We start from the raw sequence: 19,827 nt of genomic DNA on the forward strand, positions 1-19,827 counted from the left end.
CGGCTATGCACAGTTATGACTATTGGCTGATCCTCGCGTTTTTCGCGGTGGTCTTGCTGCCAGCGCCGCTGCTCGGGCGCTTCTACTACAAAGTGATGGAAGGTCAGCGCACCTGGCTGACGCCGATTCTCGGCCCGGTCGAGCGCGGTTGCTACCGCATCGCCGGGGTCGATCCCGAGGTTGAACAGAGCTGGCAGAAATACACGCTGGCGCTGCTCGCGTTCAACCTTGCCGGTTTCCTGCTGCTGTTCGCGATCCTGTTATTCCAGGATCACTTGCCGCTCAATCCGCAGAACCTGCCGGGCCAGGAATGGACGCAGGCGTTCAACACCGCGGTCAGTTTCATGACCAACACCAACTGGCAGTCCTACAGCGGCGAAGCGACCCTCAGCTACCTGAGCCAGATGGTCGGCCTCACCGTGCAGAACTTCGTCAGCGCCGCCACCGGCCTCGCCGTACTGGTTGCGCTGTGCCGTGGCATCGGGCGCAAATCGACGAAAACCCTCGGCAACTTCTGGGTCGACATGACCCGCGCCACCCTCTACGGCTTGCTGCCGCTGTGCCTGTTGCTGGCGCTGTATCTGGTCTGGCAGGGCGTGCCGCAAACGTTCGCGCAGTACGTGAATGCCGTGACGATGCAGGGCGTTGATCAAGTCATTCCCCTGGGCCCGGCCGCGAGTCAGATTGCGATCAAGCAACTGGGCACTAACGGTGGCGGCTTCTTCGGCGTCAATTCAGCGCATCCATTCGAGAACCCGACCGCGTGGAGCAACCTGTTCGAAGTCACCTCGATCATTCTGATCCCGGTGGCGCTGGTGTTCACCTTCGGCCATTACGTCAAAGACCTGCGTCAGAGCCGCGCGATCATCGCCTGCATGCTGGCGCTGTTCCTGATCGGCGGCGCGACCTCGCTGTGGGCTGAATACCAACCGAATCCAACCCTGAACAATGCTGCTGTTGAGCAGACCGCTCCGCTGGAAGGCAAGGAAGTGCGCTTTGGCACCACCGCCACCGTGCTTTGGTCGGTGACCACCACAGCGGCGTCGAACGGTTCGGTCAACGGCATGCACGACAGCCTCAACCCGCTCAGCGGCATGGTCGCGCTGGTCAACATGATGGTTGGCGAGGTGATCTTCGGCGGCGTCGGTGCCGGGCTTTACGGCATGTTGCTCAACGTGCTGATCGCGGTGTTCCTCGCCGGTTTGATGATCGGACGTACCCCGGAATACCTCGGCAAGAAACTCCAGGCGCGTGAAGTGCAACTGCTGGTGGTGACATTGCTGGTGATGCCGGTCGGCGTGCTGGTGCTCGGCGCCATTGCCGCCACTTTGCCGGGCCCGGCGGCGACTATCAGCAACCCCGGCCCGCACGGCTTCAGCCAGTTGCTTTACGCCTACACCTCGGCAAGTGCCAACAACGGCTCGGCGTTCGGTGGTCTGAGCGCGAATACGCCATTTCACAACTTGATGTTGGGGCTGGGCATGTTGATCGGTCGCTTCGGTTACATCCTTCCAGTTCTGGCCTTGGCCGGCAGTCTGGCGATGAAGAAAACCGCACCGATCGGCCAGAACAGCTTCCCGACCCATGGCCCGCTGTTCGTGACCCTGTTAACCGTGACCATTTTGCTGGTGGGCGGCCTGACCTTCCTGCCAACCCTGGCGCTCGGCCCGATTGCCGAACACTTGAGCATGGGCTTCTAAGGAGCTGAATGATGAATATGCCCGCAATCAAACCCGCTGCCGTCAAGGCGCCGGAACAGGCGAAAACCGCGATCTCGGCCCTGTGGCGGCCGGCGCTGGTGCAAGCTTTCGTCAAGCTCGATCCGCGGCAATTGAAGCGTTCGCCGGTGATGCTGGTGGTCGAACTGACCGCGATTTTCACCACCGTGCTGTGCTTCATTCCGGATGCCGACGTGCCGACCTTCGTCGCCGCACAAATCGCTCTGTGGCTATGGTTCACCGTGCTGTTCGCCAACTTCGCCGAGGCCTTGGCCGAAGGTCGCGGCAAGGCCCGCGCCGACAGCCTCAAGGCTGGCAGCGAAGGCCTCAGCGCTCGACGCAAACAGGCCAATGGCAGCTTTCAGGTCGTGCCTGCGGCGAGTCTGCGCAAAGGTGATGTGGTGCGCGTCGAAGCCGGGGAAATGATCCCTGGTGACGGCGAAGTCATCGAAGGCATCGCCGCGGTCAACGAAGCGGCGATCACCGGTGAATCGGCGCCGGTGATTCGCGAGTCCGGCGGCGACCGTTCGGCTGTCACCGGTAACACCCGACTGGTGTCCGACTGGTTGTTGGTGAAGATCACCGTCAACCCGGGCGAGTCGACTCTGGATCGCATGATCGCCCTGGTCGAAGGCGCCAAACGCCAGAAAACCCCGAACGAAGTGGCGCTGGATATTCTGCTGATCGGCCTGACTCTGATCTTCCTGTTGGTGGTCGTGACCCTGCAACCGTTCGCCCATTTTGCCAACGGCAGCCTGCCGCTGGTGTTTCTGGTAGCGCTGCTGGTCACGCTGATTCCGACCACCATCGGCGGTCTGCTGTCGGCGATCGGTATCGCCGGCATGGACCGTCTGGTGCGCCTCAACGTGATCGCCAAATCCGGCCGCGCCGTGGAAGCAGCGGGCGACGTGCATGTGCTGCTGCTCGACAAGACCGGCACCATCACTTTCGGCAACCGTCGGTGCAGCGCGGTGTATGCCGCGCCCGGTGTGAACGGTCGTGAGTTGGCGGAAGGCGCGCTGTTCGCCTCGCTGGCGGATGACACGGCGGAAGGCAAATCCATTGTCGAGTACCTGCGCGGTCTGCATCCACAGGCTGAGCCGGCGCTGGAAACCCTGACTGCCGTGCCGTTCAGCGCTGAAACCCGCTTGTCCGGCGTCGACTATCAAGGTCGTGTGTATCGCAAAGGCGCGGTGGATTCGCTGCTGAGTTTCCTTGGCCAGAAACGCTCGGATCTGGCTCCGGAGCTGTCGCGGGAAATCGACAAAATCGCCCAGAGCGGCGGCACGCCGTTGCTGGTCTGTGCTGACGGCAAACTGCTCGGCGCGATCCACCTCAAGGACGTGGTCAAACCGGGTATCCGCGAACGTTTTGCCGAACTGCGCAAACTGGGAATTCGTACCGTGATGGTCACCGGCGACAACCCGCTGACGGCTGCCGCAATTGCTGCCGAAGCAGGCGTTGATGACGTTCTCGCTGAGGCGACTCCAGAGAAAAAACTCGCGCGCATTCGTCATGAGCAAAACGACGGGCGTCTGGTCGCCATGTGCGGTGATGGCGCCAACGATGCTCCGGCACTGGCCCAGGCTGACGTCGGTATGGCGATGAACGACGGTACACAAGCGGCGCGTGAAGCCGCGAACATGGTCGATCTCGACAGCGACCCGACCAAGCTGTTGGACGTGGTGCAGATCGGCAAGGAACTGCTGGTGACGCGCGGTGCCTTGACGACGTTTTCGATCGCCAATGACGTTGCCAAATACTTCGCGATCCTGCCGGCGCTGTTTGCCTCGATCTACCCGCAACTCGGGGTGCTGAACATCATGCACCTGAGCAGTCCGCAGAGCGCGATTCTCTCGGCCATCGTCTTTAACGCGTTGATCATTGTTGTGCTGATTCCGCTGGCCTTGCGCGGTGTACGCGTGCAGGCGGCGAGTGCGGCGGCGTTGTTGCGACGCAATCTTTTGATCTACGGGGTGGGCGGGATTCTGGTGCCGTTTGTGGGGATCAAGGCGATCGACATGTTGCTCACGGCGTTGCATTTGGTTTGATTCTTGAAGAGCCCCTCACCCTAACCCTCTCCCGGAGGGAGGGGGGACTGACCGAGTGGTTTGTGAGAGCTGCACCGACCTGAGCTATCGAGTCGAACTCAGGTCTCCAAGAGCACGAAGATCGGCTCCCTTTCCCCCTCGTCGCCTTGGGGAGAGGGCTGGGGTGAGGGGGAAACGATGCCCCTGACACCCCACAAAATTTTGCCCAACGAATTCGAGGATTTTGAAATGTCCACAATGATACGTCCCGCCCTCAGCCTGCTGGTGCTGATGACCCTGGTCACCGGCGTTGGCTATCCACTGGTGGTGACCGGTGTCGCGCAAGTCGCGTTCCCCGCTCAAGCCAACGGCAGTCTGGTTCACGATGCCGATGGCAAGGTGCGTGGCTCATCGCTGATCGCCCAGGATTTTGTCGGCGATGCGTGGTTCCATCCGCGTCCCTCCGCCGGTGCGTTTGCCACTGTTTCCAGCAGCGCGAGCAACCTCGCGCCGAGCAATCCGGCACTCGCCACGCGGGTGATCGACGATGCCAATAAATTGCAGGTTCCGGGGCAAGGTCCGGTGCCGCTGGCGCTGCTGACGACTTCGGGCAGCGGCCTCGATCCACACTTGCCACCGGCGGCAATTGCCTATCAACTGGCGCGTGTCGCGGCGGCGCGTAATCTGCCGGTCTCGACCTTGCAGCAACTGCTCGATGCGCACATCGAACAGCCGCTGGTGGGGCCGCCGGTGGTCAATGTGCTGGAGCTGAACATGGCACTGGAAAACCTGTAGAAGATGATCGTTCCCACGCTCTGCGTGGGAATGCATCAATGGACGCTCCGCGTCCGCTTTGGTGGGACGCAGAGCGTCCCGGGCTGCATTCCCACGCAGAGCGTGGGAACGATCATCAGGAAGAGAGAGCATCAAGCATGAGCGACTCCGGCCGCGCCGACGCACTGTTAGCAGACCTGCCCCGCGACGGCCGTGGCCGCCTCAAGGTGTTCCTCGGCGCCGCCCCCGGTGTCGGTAAAACCTACGCCATGCTCCAGGCCGCCCACACGCAACTGCGCCAGGGCGTGAAAGTCCTCGCCGGGGTCGTCGAAACCCACGGCCGCGCTGAAACCGAAGCGCTGCTCGGCGGCCTGCCGCAGCAACCGCTGGTGCGCTCGGAATACCGTGGCGTGATGCTCGAAGAAATGGACCTGGACGGCATTCTGGCGGCCCGACCGAAGCTTGTACTTGTCGATGAACTGGCCCACAGCAACGCCCCCGGCAGTCGTCACGCCAAGCGCTGGCAAGACATTCAGGAACTGCTCGCCGCCGGCATCGATGTGTTCACCACGGTCAACGTCCAGCACCTCGAAAGTCTCAACGACCAGGTGCGCGGCATCACCGGTGTGCAGGTGCGCGAAACCCTGCCGGACTGGGTGCTGCAAGAAGCCTACGAACTGCTGCTGATCGACCTGCCGCCGCGCGAATTGCTCGAGCGTTTGCGTGAAGGCAAGGTCTACGTCCCGGAGCAGGCACGCGCGGCCATCGACGCATTTTTTACCCAGACCAACCTCACGGCATTGCGCGAACTGGCGATGCAAACCGCCGCTGCGCAAGTCGATAACGATCTCGCTCAAGGCTATCGCCAGCTTGGTCAGGCAGCGCCGGCGGTGCGCGGTCGATTGTTGGTCGGCGTCGATGGCGATGCGCAGGCCGAACGTCTGGTGCGTCACGCCAGTCGCGTTGCCCAGCGTCGGCATCTGCCGTGGAGCCTGGTGCACGTCGACAACGGCAGCGTGCGCGACGAGCAATCACGCCTGCGCCTGCAAAGCGCGCAACAGTTGGCCGAACGCCTCGGCGGTGAAGTGGTGTTATTGCGCGCCGGTGAAGTGGCGAAAACCCTGATTCAGCACGCGACTGAACGCCGTGCGAGTCTGGTGCTGGTCGGCCAGTCGCGGCCAAGTTTGCGCCGTCGACTGTTCGGCGGTGGCTTGGCCGCGCGTCTGTTGCGTCAGGCCCATGGCCTGGAAATCAACGTCCTCGACAACGATCATGAACACCCGCAATCGCGTCCGCGAAACCCGCTGACACTGGTGTGGTTCGACTATGCGCTGGCGCTGGTCGCCACGCTGCTGGCCAGTGCCTTGGCGTGGGCGGTGTCGAGTGTGTTGCCGCTGCCGAACATCTCGCTGGTGTTCCTCGCCGCGGTGTTGCTGGTGGCGGTGCGCAGCAGTCTGGGCCCGGCCCTGGCGTGTGCGGCGCTGTCGTTTCTGACGTACGATTTTCTGTTCATTCCACCGAATTTTTCCTTCAGCATCCAGCGCGAAGAAGACGTACTGACACTGCTGTTTTTCCTCTTGATGGCGGCGCTCACCGGCAACCTCGCGGCGCGGCAGCGTCGGCAATTGCAGGCGTTGCGCGACACCCAGGAAGAAACCAGCGAGCTGCTCGATCTGTCGCGCAAACTTACCGCCGCGACCGATCGTCAAGCCGTGGTCAGTGCCGCCGCGCAGCACCTCAACGGCTGGAGCGATTTGCAACTGTGCCTGCTCAATCGTGACGGACAGGGCGGCTGGAAGGTTGAAACCGGCGGGCCGCTGCAGTTCACCGAGTCTGAGCGTGCCGCCGCTGACTGGGCCTGGCAACACGATCAACCGGCGGGTATGGGCACCGGCACATTACCGTTTGGGCGTTGGTGGTGGTGGCCGCTTTCCGTCGAGGACGGGCCGCTGGCGCTGCTCGGTGTCTGCGCTAAAGAGGGCCAGACCTTGAGCGGCCAGCGTCGGCGTTTGCTGACTGCGCTCAGTCAGCCGCTGGCGCAGGCACTGGCCCGCGCGCAACTGGCGGATGATCTGGAGGCGGCGCGCCTGCATGGCGAAACCGAACAATTGCGCAGTGCGCTGCTGGCATCGGTGTCCCACGACCTGCGCACACCGTTGACGGCCATGCGCGGCAGTATCGACAGCCTGTTGGCGCTCGGCGAAGCCATCCCGCTGGAAGATCGCCGCGAGCTGCTTGAAGGCACTCGCGATGAAGCCGAACGCCTCGACCGCTATATCCAGAATCTGCTCGACATGACCCGCCTCGGCCACGGTGCTTTAAAGCTTGCGCGGGACTGGGTGTCGCCGGCCGACATTGTCGGCAGTTCGCTCAACCGCCTGCGCGCGGTGCTGGCGCCGTTGCAGGTCAGCACCGAGGTGCCGGCCGAGTTGCCGTTACTGTTTGTGCACGCGGCGCTGATCGAACAGGCGCTGGTCAATGTGATGGAAAACGCTGCACGTTTCTCACCGCCTCACGGTCGTCTGGCGTTGCGCGCCGGGGCCGATGACAGCGAGATTTTCTTCTCGGTCAGCGACGAAGGGCCGGGCATTCCCGAAGACGAGCGGGCGAAGATTTTCGACACGTTCTACACCGCCGCGCGCGGTGATCGTGGCGGCCAGGGCACGGGCCTCGGCCTGGCGATTTGTCAGGGCATGGTCGGCGCGCATGGCGGGCGCATTACTGTTGCTGACGGCATCGAAGGACGCGGTACATGTATCACCTTACACCTGCCGCTGCAGGCGCAACCGGGGATGGACAATGAAGCCTGATGCCGACTGCGCTACTCTCTTGCCAATCTTTTGTATCGATGTGAATTCATGAGCCAGACCGCGACCATTCTGGTCATCGACGACGAACCGCAGATTCGTAAATTCCTGCGCATCAGCCTCGCCTCGCAAGGCTACAAAGTGCTGGAGGCCGGCACCGGTGCCGAGGGCCTGGCGCAGGCAGCGTTGAACAAACCCGACCTGCTGGTGCTCGACCTTGGCCTGCCGGACATGGACGGCCAGCAAGTGCTGCGCGAGTTTCGTGAATGGGCGACGGCACCAGTACTGGTGTTGTCGGTGCGCGCCAGCGAAGGGCAGAAAGTCGAGGCACTGGATGGCGGCGCCAACGACTATGTGACCAAACCATTCGGCATCCAGGAGTTTCTCGCACGGGTCCGCGCGTTGTTGCGTCAGGCACCTGCTGGCGAGGCGCAACAGGCAGCGTTGAATTTCGGCCCGTTGACTGTGGACCTGGCCTATCGGCGGGTGTTGCTCGACGGCGTTGAAGTGGCGCTGACCCGCAAGGAATACGCGGTGCTGGCGCAACTGGCGCGGCATCCGGGACGGGTGATCACTCAGCAGCAATTGCTCAAGGATATCTGGGGGCCGACACACACCGAGGACAGCCATTACCTGCGGATTGTGGTGGGGCATTTGCGGCAGAAACTGGCGGATGATCCGACGCGGCCACGGTTTATCGTGACCGAGGCGGGAGTGGGGTATCGGTTGTTGGAGGTGTGAGTGAAGGTCGACGCCAAGGCGCCGCCGTCTGTCGGGACTGTCATTTCTGTCAGGTGCTGCGGCGAAGTGGCTACTGTTAGTTTTCAAGCTCAACTTAGCCCCGAAGTGTCTGGAGAGCCTGATGTCTACGCACAATGATGGATACCAGCGGATTGATGCCGATACCTACAACAACTGCGCCCGCGAGGCGCAAACCCATGGTGGGTTGCCCACCCTGAGCGCCGCGCGCGAACTGCAGAAGCAATTCGCAGGTCAATGGAATGTCACCAGCGGTTACATCTGGACGACTGAAAAAGCTTCAAGGGTGCCCGATGAATCGCCGGCGCTTGGCCACGAGTCGGGGACCAGCTACGTGGTTATCGACATGCAGAATGGTGTTGAGAAGAAGTTTGACGGCAATATGCGGGTTCAAAGCTACTACAAGTCCGGCAGCTAAGATTCAAGCATCAAAGCCCTGCACCAATCGCTGGCGCAGGGTTGCAGTATCAACCCTGCTCACTTTCATACCGATCCAGCGTATCGCTGGCAATCTCGCGCCCCAACGCGATCAACTCCGGCGCCTTGTAGAACTCGAAAAACCGGCATACCCGCTTCGGCACGTTGATCAGGATATCCGGCGGATAACCGGCGATCTTGTACTGCGCCAGCGATGTCTGCATGACCTCGAAACTCTGGTTGATCAGGTCCAGCAACGAGGCCGGTCCGACGTTATCGATAATGAAGGAGCCGGTGGCGGATTTCGGTGCGCCTTCACGCTCGGGCGCGGCGGCCGGTTGCTGGTTTTCCGGTTCGACACCCTCCAGCCACGGGTTGATATCCGCCGCCTCGGCGCGCAGCGCTTCCTGTTCGAGCTTCAGCAACTGCTCGGCCTGTGTACGGCGAAACGGCATCTTCGAACCGAGCGAACTGATCAGGCTGTCAAAGCGTGAACGGAACGCGGCGGGGCGCTGGATCACCGGCAGTTTGTAATGGCGCTGGTTGGTCGAGTTGAGGTTGACCGCGATGATCAGGTCACAGTGGCTGGACACCACCGGCACAATCGGCAGTGGGTTGAGAATGCCGCCATCGACCAGCATGCGGTTGCCTTGCATCACCGGGGTGAACAGGCTGGGGATTGCCGCCGAGGCGCGCATGGCCTGATGCAGACAACCTTCCTGAAACCAGATTTCCTGCTGATTGGTGAGGTCGGCGGCGACGGCGGTGTAGGGGATGCGCAGGTCTTCGATGTTGATCTCGCCGACGATCTTGCGGATCTGCCCGAAGACCTTTTCGCCACGAATGGCACCCAGGCGAAAGCTCACATCCACCAGGCGCAACACGTCGAGGTAATCGAGGCTCTCGATCCAGTTTCGGTATTCGTCGAGCTTGCCGGCGGCATAGATCCCGCCGACCACTGCGCCCATCGAGCAACCGGCAATGCAGGCGATGTCGTAACCGCGTTTTTCAATCTCTTCAATCACCCCGATATGGGCATAGCCCCGGGCACCACCGGAGCCCAGCACCAGTGCGACACGCTTTTTCATCCAGCTTCCTCCCGACAAGGTTCCACAATGCACCCATCGACGGGCAGGCTCAATCGCCGAGGTCGTTCAGTGCGCCAGTGACGTCGTTTTTTCGCAACGGCGTGACCCTTCAGCGCTATCCTTTCGCCAACGCAGTTTCACATGCGGGCAAGGCACTTTTTCCCGGCCTGACCGTCTTACCTGCACGACTGATGACCTAACGTTGAGGTGTAAGTGATGAAAGCCTGGATCTGTGTGCCGTTGATGGCTTTGGCATTGGCCGGTTGCGCCGGCAAGACCGCGTACCGCGACAGCTGCGGCAGCCAGCTCGACGCCGCCTGGCATGAACTGGACCTGGCCAAGGCTGAAGGCTTTGCCGGCACCGTCAGCTATTCCAAGGCGCTGTCGTTGTTGACGGCGGCCAAGACCCAGCAGCAATTCGAGGGTTTTGAAGGTTGCAGCAGTAAAGCCGAGAAGGCGCGCTTCTACATTCGCGAATCCCGCGCCGGACGCTAAGCTGCTGACCTGAGGCAAGGATGCTGCGCGGTCGAACCGCCAGACTCATCCCCCAGGGCATTTGAATCAGGAGCATGTGATGTCTGCGTTGGTTGACCGTTTGGTGGCTCATGTCCTGAGCCTGGAGGTGCGACTGCTGGCTTGTCAGGCGCGGATGACGGCGCGCACTGATCCTGAGGCGCTGCACGATCTGCGCACCACGGTGCGGCGCCTGCGCAGTCTGTTGCGGCCATTGCGCGGTTTGCCGGGTGTCGAGCAATTGGAGGACGCGGCGTCGGCGGTGGGTCAATTGACCACGCCGTGGCGCGATCGTGAAGTGCTGGCCGCGTACCTGCTCGAGCACGCTCAGCCCGAAGCCGCGCAACGGCGTATGGCGCAGATGGCTGAGGCCTACCCGGCGCTGGCCGCCAGTGCCGAGGTGGCGTCGCTGTTGATGATTCTCGACGCCTTTCCACGCTTTTTGCGCGCCTCGCAGCGCCAGGGTTTGCTCAAGGGCCTGGATAAACGCATCGAAAAACGCCTCGGCAAACAATGGAAAAAACTCGACGCGGCCTTGCACGATCCCGCCCACGACCGTCATCGCCTGCGCCTGTTGATCAAGCGCGTGCGCTACGGCATCGAAGCCTATCCAGAGCTTGATCGTCTGCCTGCGGCGGCGTTGCCACGCTTGAAGGCCGCGCAAGGTGCGTTGGGCGACTGGCACGACTGCTGGCAGTGGCTGGCGAAAGCCGAACACGAAGCGGATCTTGAGCCTTGCGTCGCGACATGGCAGGCAACCATGATCAAGGCCGAAATCAAAGCCGACCGCGTGCTCGAAAAACTCAGCGCAGCCTGCTTCAAATCCTGAGCAACCTCCACCCCCTGTAGGAGCTGCCGAAGGCTGCGATCTTTTGATTTTGTCTTTGAAAAACCACATCAAAAGATCGCAGCCTTCGGCAGCTCCTACAGGGAGGGTGTCTGATCTGTCAGCGCATTTGACCGGAATAGACGCTGCGGTGCTGTGCCGGGCTGGTTAAGATCCCTGCATTCCTTTCTCGTTTTCTGAGGTTGCCATGCGCTTTTGCGATCTGCTCGATGCCGTCCGCCGTGATCCGCACGTGACGATTCCCGCCGAATGGGCGCAGGGTCGTGCCAGTTTCGGTGGCCTGGTCGCCGCGCTGCAATACGAAGCCATGCGCGCCAGAGTGCCGGCGGATCGACCGGTGCGTTCGCTGGCGATCACTTTTGTCGGCCCGGTCGAGCCCGAAGTCCCGGTCAGTTTTGAAGTTGACGTGTTGCGCGAAGGCAAAGCGGTCAGCCAGGTGCTGGGCCGCGCCATGCAGAACGGCCAGGTGGTCACGCTGGTACAAGGCAGTTTTGGCGCCTCGCGGCCCTCGGAAGTGGCGATTGCCGCAGAGCCGGCCCCTGAGATGAAGCATTGGGACGACTGTCAGGAACTGCCCTATATCAAAGGCGTGCTACCGGAATTCATGCGTCACCTGGGCATGCGCTGGACCATCGGCGGTCTGCCGTTTACCGGTAATCCGTCGCGGGAGATGGGCGGTTGGGTACGATTGCGTGGGGATGTGAAGGAAGAACCGGTCACCGAGTCGCACATTCTGGCGTTGGTGGACGCGTGGCCGCCGTCGTTGCTGCCGCACCTGAAGAAACCGGCCATGGGCAGCACGCTGACCTGGACCATCGAATTCGTTCAGCCGTTACGTGAGTTGAGCACGCTGGACTGGTGCAAGTACCGCGTTGAAACCGAGTACGCCGCTGACGGCTACGGACATGCCGCCGCGAAACTGTGGAGTGCGCAAGGCGAGTTGATCGCCATGAGCCGCCAGACTGTCACGATCTTCGCCTGAATCAATGCCGGCGATGGCGTTCACGCCAGGCGCGCCACCAGCCGCCGCTGAGCAAGAACCGTGGAAAGGTCAGAAACTGTTCGACCAACAAGCGTGATACGGCATCTTTGCGATCACTGAACGGCTCGGAGGCTTGCGCCTCCAGGCTGTGGCCGTGGCGCTGCAGACCCAGCGCCGCAACGATACCGATCACGCCGATGGCGACACTGGCCAGGCTCAGGCTGAACACCCCGGACACGATCAGCAGAAACGCCACGATGAACAGCGGCACGGCAATCAGGTGCAGCGCCAGGTTGGTCGGATGCTGATGATTGCCCGGGTACGCGCGCCATTGCCACGCGGGAAGGTTGGGGTGACGTTTGCCCATGTTGACTACTCCTCGATCCTTGTTGAACACATGGCTGAAGAATAGGCCCGGGCAAGGAGGGCGGCGAATCAAGGTTGGCTATTGAAGCGATAGGCGTCATCGCAGGATTTGATGTCGTTTCAAATGCCGCCATCGCGGGCAAGCCCGCTCCCACAGTGATCTCCAGTGAACACCGGTTGTGTGAACACCCATGAAACCTGTGGGAGCGGGCTTGCCCGCGATGAGGCCGTCAGAGTTTCAGCTGCCCAATCGCCTTGCTCAACTCCCCCGCCAACGTCGCCAGTTCATTACTGGTGGTCGCCGAATCGACCGTCTGCTGCACGGTGTTCTCGGTCACATCACGAATACTCACCACCGCCCGATTCATTTCCTCGGCGACCTGGCTCTGCTGCTCTGCCGCGACGGCAATCTGCGTGTTGCTTTCGCGCATCTGCGCCACCGCCCCAGTGATTTCCGCCAGTGCTGCGCCAGCCTCCTGCGCTTGCTGCACGCAGTCGTCGGCCTTGTACGAACTCTCCTGCATGAAATCCACCGCATCACGCGTACCGGCCTGCAACGCCGACACCATGGTGGTGATTTCATCGGTCGAGGCCTGCACGCGTTTCGCCAGGTTGCGCACTTCATCGGCGACCACGGCAAAACCACGGCCCATTTCACCCGCGCGGGCGGCTTCGATGGCGGCGTTGAGGGCCAGAAGGTTGGTCTGCTCGGCGATGCTGTGAATCACGCCGACCACACCGTTGATCTTCTGACTGTCTTCGGCAAGGCGCTGGATCATTTCGGCGGTCTGCTGCACGCCGCTGGAGAGCCCGGCAATCGAATGCTGCACCCGCGCCACCACTTGCTGGCCGCTGCCGGCGAGGCCATCGGCGGTCTGCGACAAATCCCGAGTGGCGCCCGCGTGTTGGGCGATGTGGTAAACCGTGGCGGTCATTTCATTGATCGCTGTGGCGGCCTGATCGGTTTCACTTTGCTGGCCGAGCATGCCGTGGCGCACCTCGTTCATGCTCGACGCCAGCCGCGCGGCGCCGACATCCAGTTGCCGCGCCGTGTTGGCGACGGTGCTGACCACGCGTTGATAACCGGCCTGCATCGCGTTGAACGCATTGGCCATCTGCCCGACCTCATCTTTGCCGACCAAGGGGACGCGGGCGGAGAGGTCGCCGCTCTTTTCAACGTGCAGCATCACGTCTTTCAAGGTGTTGAGCTGGCTGAGCAGAAAACGGATCAGCAACTGCGAAGCGCCGAGCATCGCCAGCATCAGAATGAACACCGCCACCGCGTAGTTGGCAAATCGCTCGCCGAAGACCTGCGTCAGGCTTGGGCCATAGGCGATCACCGCGACTTGCTGGCCGTCGGCGCGGCTGAACACTTCAGCGCCCATCAGCGGATTTTCGCCCAACACTGGCATTGGGTTGATGTCGTTCCAGCCATGGCTGTCGGTGATCTCCAGCAGCGGCTGATCGTTGAGGCGCGGCGCTTCACCGTGCTTGAACGTCAGCACGTGATCGGCCTTGGGCAACGCTTGCCCGGCTGGCCAGGCCATGAGTATTTGCGCCTGGGCTTGAGCCGAGGCTTTGGAGGCGTGACTGCGCGCCTGCTGCTCAAGCTGCACGGCGTACAGCACCAGCAGCAGGGTCGTGACGAAGGCGACCGCGTTGACCGCCCAGAATTTGTATTTCAGCGAGATATTGCTAAGCCAGGCACCCATGGAGGTCTTCTCTGATAGCGGAAACAGCATTGGCAAGGTGCCAGCATTGTGCCGCTATCCAGATATGAAGAACTTGATGCACATCAAAAGACCCCCATCCTGCCACTGTAGGAGTGAGCCTGCTCGCGATGGCGATGGATCAGTCACCGCGATGTTGAATGAGCTGTCGCCATCGCGAGCAGGCTCACTCCGACATTCAGTTTCTGGTGTGTCAGGGGAGTACGGGGAGGTTGTAAAACGCGCGAGCGCAAGCAGTGGTGTGCGCCGCCAGATCGTCTTCGGATTCACCCCGATGCAAGGCCACCTCACGCAGCACTTCAGTCAAATACGCCGGCTCATTGCGACCGTTTTTCGGCTTCGGCCGCAACGTGCGCGGCAGCAAATACGGCGCATCGCTTTCCAGCATCAATCGCCCACGCTTGATCTCTTTGACCAGCGGGTGCAAATGCGTGCCTCGGCGCTCATCGCAGATCCAGCCGGTGATGCCGATGTGCAGATCCAGATCGAGGTAGCTGAACAACGCCTTTTGCTCGCCGGTAAAGCAATGCACCACAGCGGCCGGCAATTGATCGCGGAAGTCTTTGAGTATCTCCAGCAGACGCTGGCTGGCGTCGCGCTCGTGCAGGAACACCGGCATTTGCAGTTCGACGGCCATGGCCAGGTGTTCTTCAAGAACCTTTTCCTGCTGCGCGCGCGGCGAGAAATCGCGGTTGAAATCCAGCCCGCATTCGCCCACCGCGACCACGTTGGTTTCCTTCAGCAAACTGCGCAGACGCCGGGCACTGTCCGCGTTCCAGTCACTGGCCGAATGCGGATGAATACCGGCAGTGGCGAACAGTCGCTGTGCAGAGTCGTCCAGTTGCTGACACAGCTCCAGCGCCTGTTCGCTGCCCTCGACGCTGGTGCCGGTCAACACCAGTTGGCAGACCCCGGCGGCATAGGCGCGATCAAGCACGGCCTGGTGTTTGTCGGCGAAACTTGGGTTGGTCAGGTTGACGCCGATATCGATGAGTTGCATGGTTGCTACCTCGGGCCGAAGGCCGGAAAGCATACCAGAGCTGTAGATTCATAAGAAAAGCCAAGAACTACAACGAGTTATAGCTGTCTTTTGATGCCGCGACGCAGCCCGGTTTGGCAAAGATGCCATCACTGTGCCAGTCTCTCGCACTTTGCCAGCGCTCAGGCGCTCTGTTTTCGTCGGTGATTGACGCCGTTCAGCGGTGGACTCACCCCGTATTCTTTCCGGAGAGTGGATGATTCGTCCCTCGGTTTTGTTGCTGTTGTGTGGATCGTTGCTGCTGCCGATGACGGCGGTTGCGCGCCTGCCCGGGCCGCTGCAGGCAGTACCGGCCACCAAGGTCCGTGATCTTTCGGAGATTCGCAGCAGCCGCGTCCTGCGGGTGCTGGTCAACCAGAGCCGCAACAGCTCCGGCGAGGTCCAGGGCCAGGCCATCGGTGTCGAATACCATCGCCTGCGCGCCTTCGAGCAATACCTCAATGGCCACGCCCGCGATGGCCAGGAAATCACCCTCAAGATCATTCCCAAAGCCAAGGATCAACTGCTCGGCGCGCTGCAACGTGGCGAGGGTGACCTGGTCGCGCCAGGCGAATTGCTCGACCTGCAAGCGGGTTTCGCCGTGGCCAGCAGTGAGCCGATCGCCAGCAACGTGCCGTTGGTGCTGGTGGGCATCAAAGGCGAGCGCCGTTACACCAAGGTCGAACAATTGGCCGGCAAGACCCTTGCGTTGCCAACGGGCAGCGCGGCGGGGGAGGCGGTCAGTCAGATCAACCAGAAACTGGCGCTGCACAAGCTGGCGCCGATCAAGATCGAATGGGTCGACCCGACGCTGGCGGTCGAGGATGTCCTGGAGATGGTGCAGGGCGGTATTTTCCACCTGACCATCGTCGAGCAACCGATTGCCGAGCGCTGGGGCAAGATCCTGCCGAAATTGCGCTTTGACCGACAAGTGATGATCAGCGAGCCGGGCGAGGAATACTGGTTCGTGCGCCGCGATGCGTCGATGCTGCGGGCAAGCATCGACCGCTTCCTGACTGGCTACAAAAAGCCTTCCAACGAAGATGCGGCGTTTTTGCGCATCTATCGGCGTCTCTATCAAGTGCACTATCCCTTGGCCAAGGCTGACCGCCAGCGTCTGGAAAAACTGCGCCCGACCCTGCAAAAACATGCCGATGCACAGAACATGGACTGGCTCAACCTGGCGGCGCTGGCGTTCAAGGAGTCGGCGCTGCAACCCAATGCGCGCAGCGGCAGTGGCCCGACCGGGCTGATGCAGATCACTCCGTCTGCGGCGCAGCGGGTCGGCGTCAACAATATCCAGAATCTCGATGCGAATGTGCAGGCCGGGGCCAAATACCTGGCGATGATCCGGCGCAAGTTCTTCAACAGCCCCAAACTCAATGAACGCGAGCGCATGGCCTTCACCCTGGCCGCGTACAACATCGGGCCGGAGCGGGTCCAGGGCATGCGCGCCGAAGCCCGCAGGCGTGGGCTGAACCCTAATCAATGGTTTTTCCAGGTCGAGCGCATCGCCATGGAGCAGGTGGGAATGGGCGCCGTCAGCTATGTTAATAGCGTGAACAAATACTATTTGGCGTTCGACCGGGAGCGAGAGTCGTTGGAGCCCCGGGGACAGAAAGTTGTCTCACGCAAATGATCAAATAAACTGATTGTTATGGCGGAATATTTGCGCTTTTAACATGAAAATAACTGATTAATATAGCGGCCAACCAACACACATCACTTCTCGCAAAACAAGGAATGCCCCATGAGCTCTCTGATCAACAAGGTTCTGTTCACCCGTGCCGGCTACGGTCTGACCATTCTGCGCATCGCCGTCGGCGTGATCTTCGCCGCCCACGGCTCGCAGAAACTCTTCGGCCTGTTCGGTGGTTACGGTCTGGCGGGGACCGCGCAATACATGGACAGCATCGGTCTGCACCCGGGTTACGTTATGGCCACGCTGGCCGGCGGTACCGAGTTCTTTGCCGGTCTGGCGCTGATCATCGGCCTGCTGGTTCGTCCGGCGGCATTGGGTTTGACCTTTCTTTCGCTGGTGGCCATTTTCACCGTGCACATCGGTAACGGTCTGTTCATGGCCAACAACGGTTACGAATTCGCCCTGGCCCTGCTCGGCGGCAGCCTTGCGGTGCTGATCGAAGGCGCTGGCAAACTCTCGGTGGATCGCGCCATCGCTGGTTGATCCGCAGCTTCAGACAAAAAAATGCCCGTATCGCGAGATACGGGCATTTTTGTTTTTCTGCTGTGTGATATTGCCGCCGTCAGATCAACCGCGGCGACGCAGGGCATCGATACGCGCTTCCAGCGGCGGGTGGCTCATGAACATGCGAGCGAAACCCTGCTTGATGCCACCGTTGATGCCGAACGCATTCAGGGTGTCGGGCATGTGCACCGGCAGACCCTGTTCAGCGCGCAGGCGTTGCAGTGCGCCGATCATTGCGCTGGTGCCGGCCAGGCGGGCACCGGCTTCGTCAGCGCGGAATTCGCGTTTGCGCGAGAACCACATGACGATCGCACTGGCCAGTATGCCCAGTACCAGTTCGGCGAAGATGGTCGCCACGTAGTAGGCAATGCCCTGACCCTCTTCGTTCTTGAAGATCACCTTGTCGACAAAATTGCCGATGATTCGCGCGAAGAACATCACGAAGGTGTTCACCACACCCTGGATCAGCGCCAGGGTAACCATGTCACCGTTGGCGACGTGGCCGATTTCGTGGGCCAGCACGGCTTTCACTTCATCGGGCGAGAAACGCTCGAGCAGGCCCTGGCTGACCGCGACCAACGCGTCGTTCTTGTTCCAGCCGGTCGCAAAGGCGTTGGCCTCGTAGGCCGGGAAAATACCCACTTCGGGCATCTTGATCCCGGCTTCGCGGGACAGTTGCTCAACGGTTTGCAACAGCCATTGCTCATGCCGGGTCCGTGGCTGGCTGATGATCTGAGTGCTGGTGCTCATCTTCGCCATCCACTTGGAGATGAACAGCGAGAACAACGAACCGGCGAAACCAAAGACCGCACAGAAAACCAGCAGCTGATTGAGATTGAGATCAATCCCGTTGGCCGCCATGAACCCGTTGAAGCCGAACAGGCTCAGGGTGATGCTGGCTATCAGCACGACCGCCAGGTTAGTGGCCAAAAACAGCAGGATGCGCATCATGGTTGTAGAAATCTCCTCAAACTAAAGATGTAGCGTACTGCGGGGTATATAAGGTGCTGCACCGGGCTATTCAACTGAGTGACTATTTCAAACTGTGTCCTACAGCAGATTCTGCGCTGCGCGGTGTATTTCCCACGGCTGACACGGACAGGGACGACAGATAGCCGCGACCCGCCGCCATTACGTCAGACGTTTGTGGGCGGTATGAATCGCAAGTGTAGAAGGCGGGTGAGGGCGGGGGAGGTAGATGTGTTGCTGAATCAGACAGTGCGCAACGTTCGGGCCGTTGCGCACTGCTGGCCAATTACTGGCGGTACGACTTGAGGAAGTTGCCGATGCGGCCGATGGCCATTTCCAGATCATCGACGCGCGGCAGGGTGACTACGCGAAAGTGATCCGGCCACGGCCAGTTGAACGCGGTACCTTGCACCACCAGCAGCTTCTCGGAGAGCAGCAGGTCGAGGACGAATTTTTCGTCGTTGTGGATCGGGCAGACCTTCGGGTCGATCCGTGGGAACGCGTACAGCGCGCCCATCGGCTTGACGCAGCTGACGCCTGGAATGTCGTTGAGCAATTCCCAGGTGCGGTTGCGCTGTTCCAGCAAGCGCCCCTGCGGCAGCACCAGGTCATTGATACTCTGATAGCCGCCGAGTGCAGTCTGGATCGCATGCTGGCTCGGCACGTTGGCGCACAGGCGCATGTTGGCCAGCATGTCGATGCCTTCGATGTAGCTCTGGGCATTGTGTTTCGGCCCGGAGATGGCGATCCAGCCGGAGCGGAAACCCGCCACGCGGTAGGACTTCGACAGGCCGTTGAAGGTCAGGCACAGCAGATCCGGCGCCAGCGACGCGGTGCAGATGTGCACGGCATCGTCGTAGAGAATCTTGTCGTAGATTTCATCCGAGAACACCACCAGGTTGTGCGCGCGGGCGATTTCCAGCATGCCCAGCAGCACTTCCTTCGAATACACCGCACCGGTCGGGTTGTTCGGGTTGATGATCACCATGGCTTTGGTGTTCGGAGTGATCTTGGCCTTGATGTCGGCCAGGTCGGGGAACCAGTCGGCGCCTTCGTCGCACAGGTAATGCACGGCGTTACCACCGGCCAGGCTCACCGCTGCGGTCCACAACGGATAATCCGGGGCTGGCACCAGTACTTCGTCGCCGTTGTTGAGCAGCGCCTGCAGCGACATCACGATCAGCTCGGACACGCCGTTGCCCAGGTAAATGTCTTCGATGCCGACACCTTCGACATTTTTCTGCTGGTAGTACTGCATCACCGCCTTGCGCGCGCTGAACAGACCTTTGGAGTCGCTGTAGCCTTGCGCGGTCGGCAGGTTGCGGATCACGTCCTGAAGAATTTCCTCCGGCGCCTCGAAACCAAACGGCGCCGGGTTGCCGATATTCAGCTTGAGGATGCGCTGGCCTTCCTCTTCCAGTCGTTTGGCGTGCTTGAGCACCGGGCCGCGAATGTCGTAGCAGACGTTGGCGAGCTTGTTCGATTTGCTGAACTGCATGGCGATGTGATCCCGAAAATGAACGATCCAGACGGCGGATGGACAACCGTACTGGGATTCCTGTGTCTTGCCACAGGCGGAGGTCTTGAGCCGCAGCGCCCAGAA

17 protein-coding genes are annotated in these 19,827 nt (G+C 61.2%); 11 read left to right on the top strand and 6 right to left on the bottom strand.

The genetic code is table 11. The annotated features are described in order from the left end of the window. Positions 1 to 5 precede the first annotated feature (5 nt). From kdpA to PMI37_RS08380, 6 genes are all read left to right on the top strand, one after another. Positions 6 to 1,700 (top strand): potassium-transporting ATPase subunit KdpA, encoded by a 1,695-nt coding sequence (gene kdpA, locus PMI37_RS08355; protein WP_008079879.1) that lies wholly within the window; start codon positions 6 to 8, stop codon positions 1,698 to 1,700. Positions 1,701 to 1,711: 11 nt separating this feature from the next. Further along, positions 1,712 to 3,769 (top strand): potassium-transporting ATPase subunit KdpB, encoded by a 2,058-nt coding sequence (kdpB, locus tag PMI37_RS08360; protein ID WP_008079880.1) that lies wholly within the window; start codon positions 1,712 to 1,714, stop codon positions 3,767 to 3,769. 228 nt (positions 3,770 to 3,997) lie between these two features. Then, positions 3,998 to 4,543 (top strand): potassium-transporting ATPase subunit KdpC, encoded by a 546-nt coding sequence (kdpC, locus tag PMI37_RS08365; protein WP_045123069.1) that lies wholly within the window; start codon positions 3,998 to 4,000, stop codon positions 4,541 to 4,543. Positions 4,544 to 4,680: 137 nt separating this feature from the next. Next, positions 4,681 to 7,332 carry a sensor histidine kinase gene (locus tag PMI37_RS08370; RefSeq protein ID WP_045123062.1) on the top strand — a complete coding sequence of 884 codons (2,652 nt, stop codon included), beginning with the start codon at positions 4,681 to 4,683 and terminating at the stop codon, positions 7,330 to 7,332. Positions 7,333 to 7,380: 48 nt separating this feature from the next. Then, complete coding sequence (locus tag PMI37_RS08375) at positions 7,381 to 8,070, top strand: response regulator (RefSeq protein WP_008079883.1); 690 nt, start codon at positions 7,381 to 7,383, stop codon at positions 8,068 to 8,070. Positions 8,071 to 8,191: 121 nt separating this feature from the next. Beyond that, positions 8,192 to 8,506 carry a hypothetical protein gene (locus PMI37_RS08380; RefSeq protein WP_008079884.1) on the top strand — a complete coding sequence of 105 codons (315 nt, stop codon included), beginning with the start codon at positions 8,192 to 8,194 and terminating at the stop codon, positions 8,504 to 8,506. A gap of 49 nt (positions 8,507 to 8,555) precedes the next feature. On the opposite strand, the gene PMI37_RS08385 is transcribed toward PMI37_RS08380, so the two are convergent. Beyond that, the gene (locus PMI37_RS08385) at positions 8,556 to 9,593 is read right to left on the bottom strand and encodes a patatin-like phospholipase family protein (RefSeq protein ID WP_008079885.1); all 1,038 of its coding nucleotides are present in this window, start codon (positions 9,591 to 9,593) and stop codon (positions 8,556 to 8,558) included. Between the two features lie 216 nt (positions 9,594 to 9,809). Between PMI37_RS08385 and PMI37_RS08390 the strand changes: the two genes are divergently transcribed. The 3 genes from PMI37_RS08390 (at position 9,810) to PMI37_RS08400 (ending at position 11,935) form a co-directional block, all read left to right on the top strand. Beyond that, positions 9,810 to 10,088, top strand: coding sequence for a hypothetical protein (locus PMI37_RS08390; protein ID WP_008079886.1), 279 nt, complete (start codon positions 9,810 to 9,812; stop codon positions 10,086 to 10,088). A 79-nt stretch (positions 10,089 to 10,167) separates the two neighbouring features. Then, a complete protein-coding gene (locus tag PMI37_RS08395) occupies positions 10,168 to 10,935 on the top strand; it encodes a CHAD domain-containing protein (protein ID WP_008079887.1) in 768 nt (255 codons plus the stop codon). Positions 10,936 to 11,140: 205 nt separating this feature from the next. Further along, entirely contained in the window at positions 11,141 to 11,935 is a 795-nt protein-coding gene (locus PMI37_RS08400) for an acyl-CoA thioesterase (RefSeq protein WP_008079888.1), read from the top strand. A 1-nt stretch (position 11,936) separates the two neighbouring features. Here the strand turns inward: PMI37_RS08400 and PMI37_RS08405 are convergent, their stop codons facing one another. From PMI37_RS08405 to PMI37_RS08415, 3 genes are all read right to left on the bottom strand, one after another. Further along, positions 11,937 to 12,302, bottom strand: a complete 366-nt coding sequence (locus PMI37_RS08405) for an Mpo1-like protein (RefSeq protein WP_008079889.1) — start codon at positions 12,300 to 12,302, stop codon at positions 11,937 to 11,939. Between the two features lie 229 nt (positions 12,303 to 12,531). Beyond that, a complete protein-coding gene (locus PMI37_RS08410; protein WP_008079890.1) occupies positions 12,532 to 14,013 on the bottom strand; it encodes a methyl-accepting chemotaxis protein in 1,482 nt (493 codons plus the stop codon). A 211-nt stretch (positions 14,014 to 14,224) separates the two neighbouring features. Beyond that, positions 14,225 to 15,031 (bottom strand): TatD family hydrolase, encoded by an 807-nt coding sequence (locus tag PMI37_RS08415; protein WP_008079891.1) that lies wholly within the window; start codon positions 15,029 to 15,031, stop codon positions 14,225 to 14,227. Between the two features lie 235 nt (positions 15,032 to 15,266). Here PMI37_RS08415 and PMI37_RS08420 point away from each other — a divergent pair, with 235 nt between their 5' ends. After that, a complete protein-coding gene (locus PMI37_RS08420) occupies positions 15,267 to 16,688 on the top strand; it encodes a transglycosylase SLT domain-containing protein (RefSeq protein WP_008079892.1) in 1,422 nt (473 codons plus the stop codon). A 111-nt stretch (positions 16,689 to 16,799) separates the two neighbouring features. After that, positions 16,800 to 17,234 carry a DoxX family protein gene (locus PMI37_RS08425; RefSeq protein ID WP_008079893.1) on the top strand — a complete coding sequence of 145 codons (435 nt, stop codon included), beginning with the start codon at positions 16,800 to 16,802 and terminating at the stop codon, positions 17,232 to 17,234. An 84-nt stretch (positions 17,235 to 17,318) separates the two neighbouring features. Here PMI37_RS08425 and htpX read toward each other — a convergent pair whose 3' ends face one another. Both htpX and PMI37_RS08435 read right to left on the bottom strand, forming a co-directional pair. Then, the gene (gene htpX, locus PMI37_RS08430) at positions 17,319 to 18,206 is read right to left on the bottom strand and encodes a protease HtpX (RefSeq protein WP_008079894.1); all 888 of its coding nucleotides are present in this window, start codon (positions 18,204 to 18,206) and stop codon (positions 17,319 to 17,321) included. 304 nt (positions 18,207 to 18,510) lie between these two features. After that, a complete protein-coding gene (locus PMI37_RS08435) occupies positions 18,511 to 19,722 on the bottom strand; it encodes a pyridoxal phosphate-dependent aminotransferase (protein ID WP_008079895.1) in 1,212 nt (403 codons plus the stop codon). Positions 19,723 to 19,827: the final 105 nt, after the last annotated feature.

This window comes from Pseudomonas sp. GM80 (assembly GCF_000282515.1).
Classification (GTDB): Bacteria; Pseudomonadota; Gammaproteobacteria; order Pseudomonadales; family Pseudomonadaceae; genus Aquipseudomonas.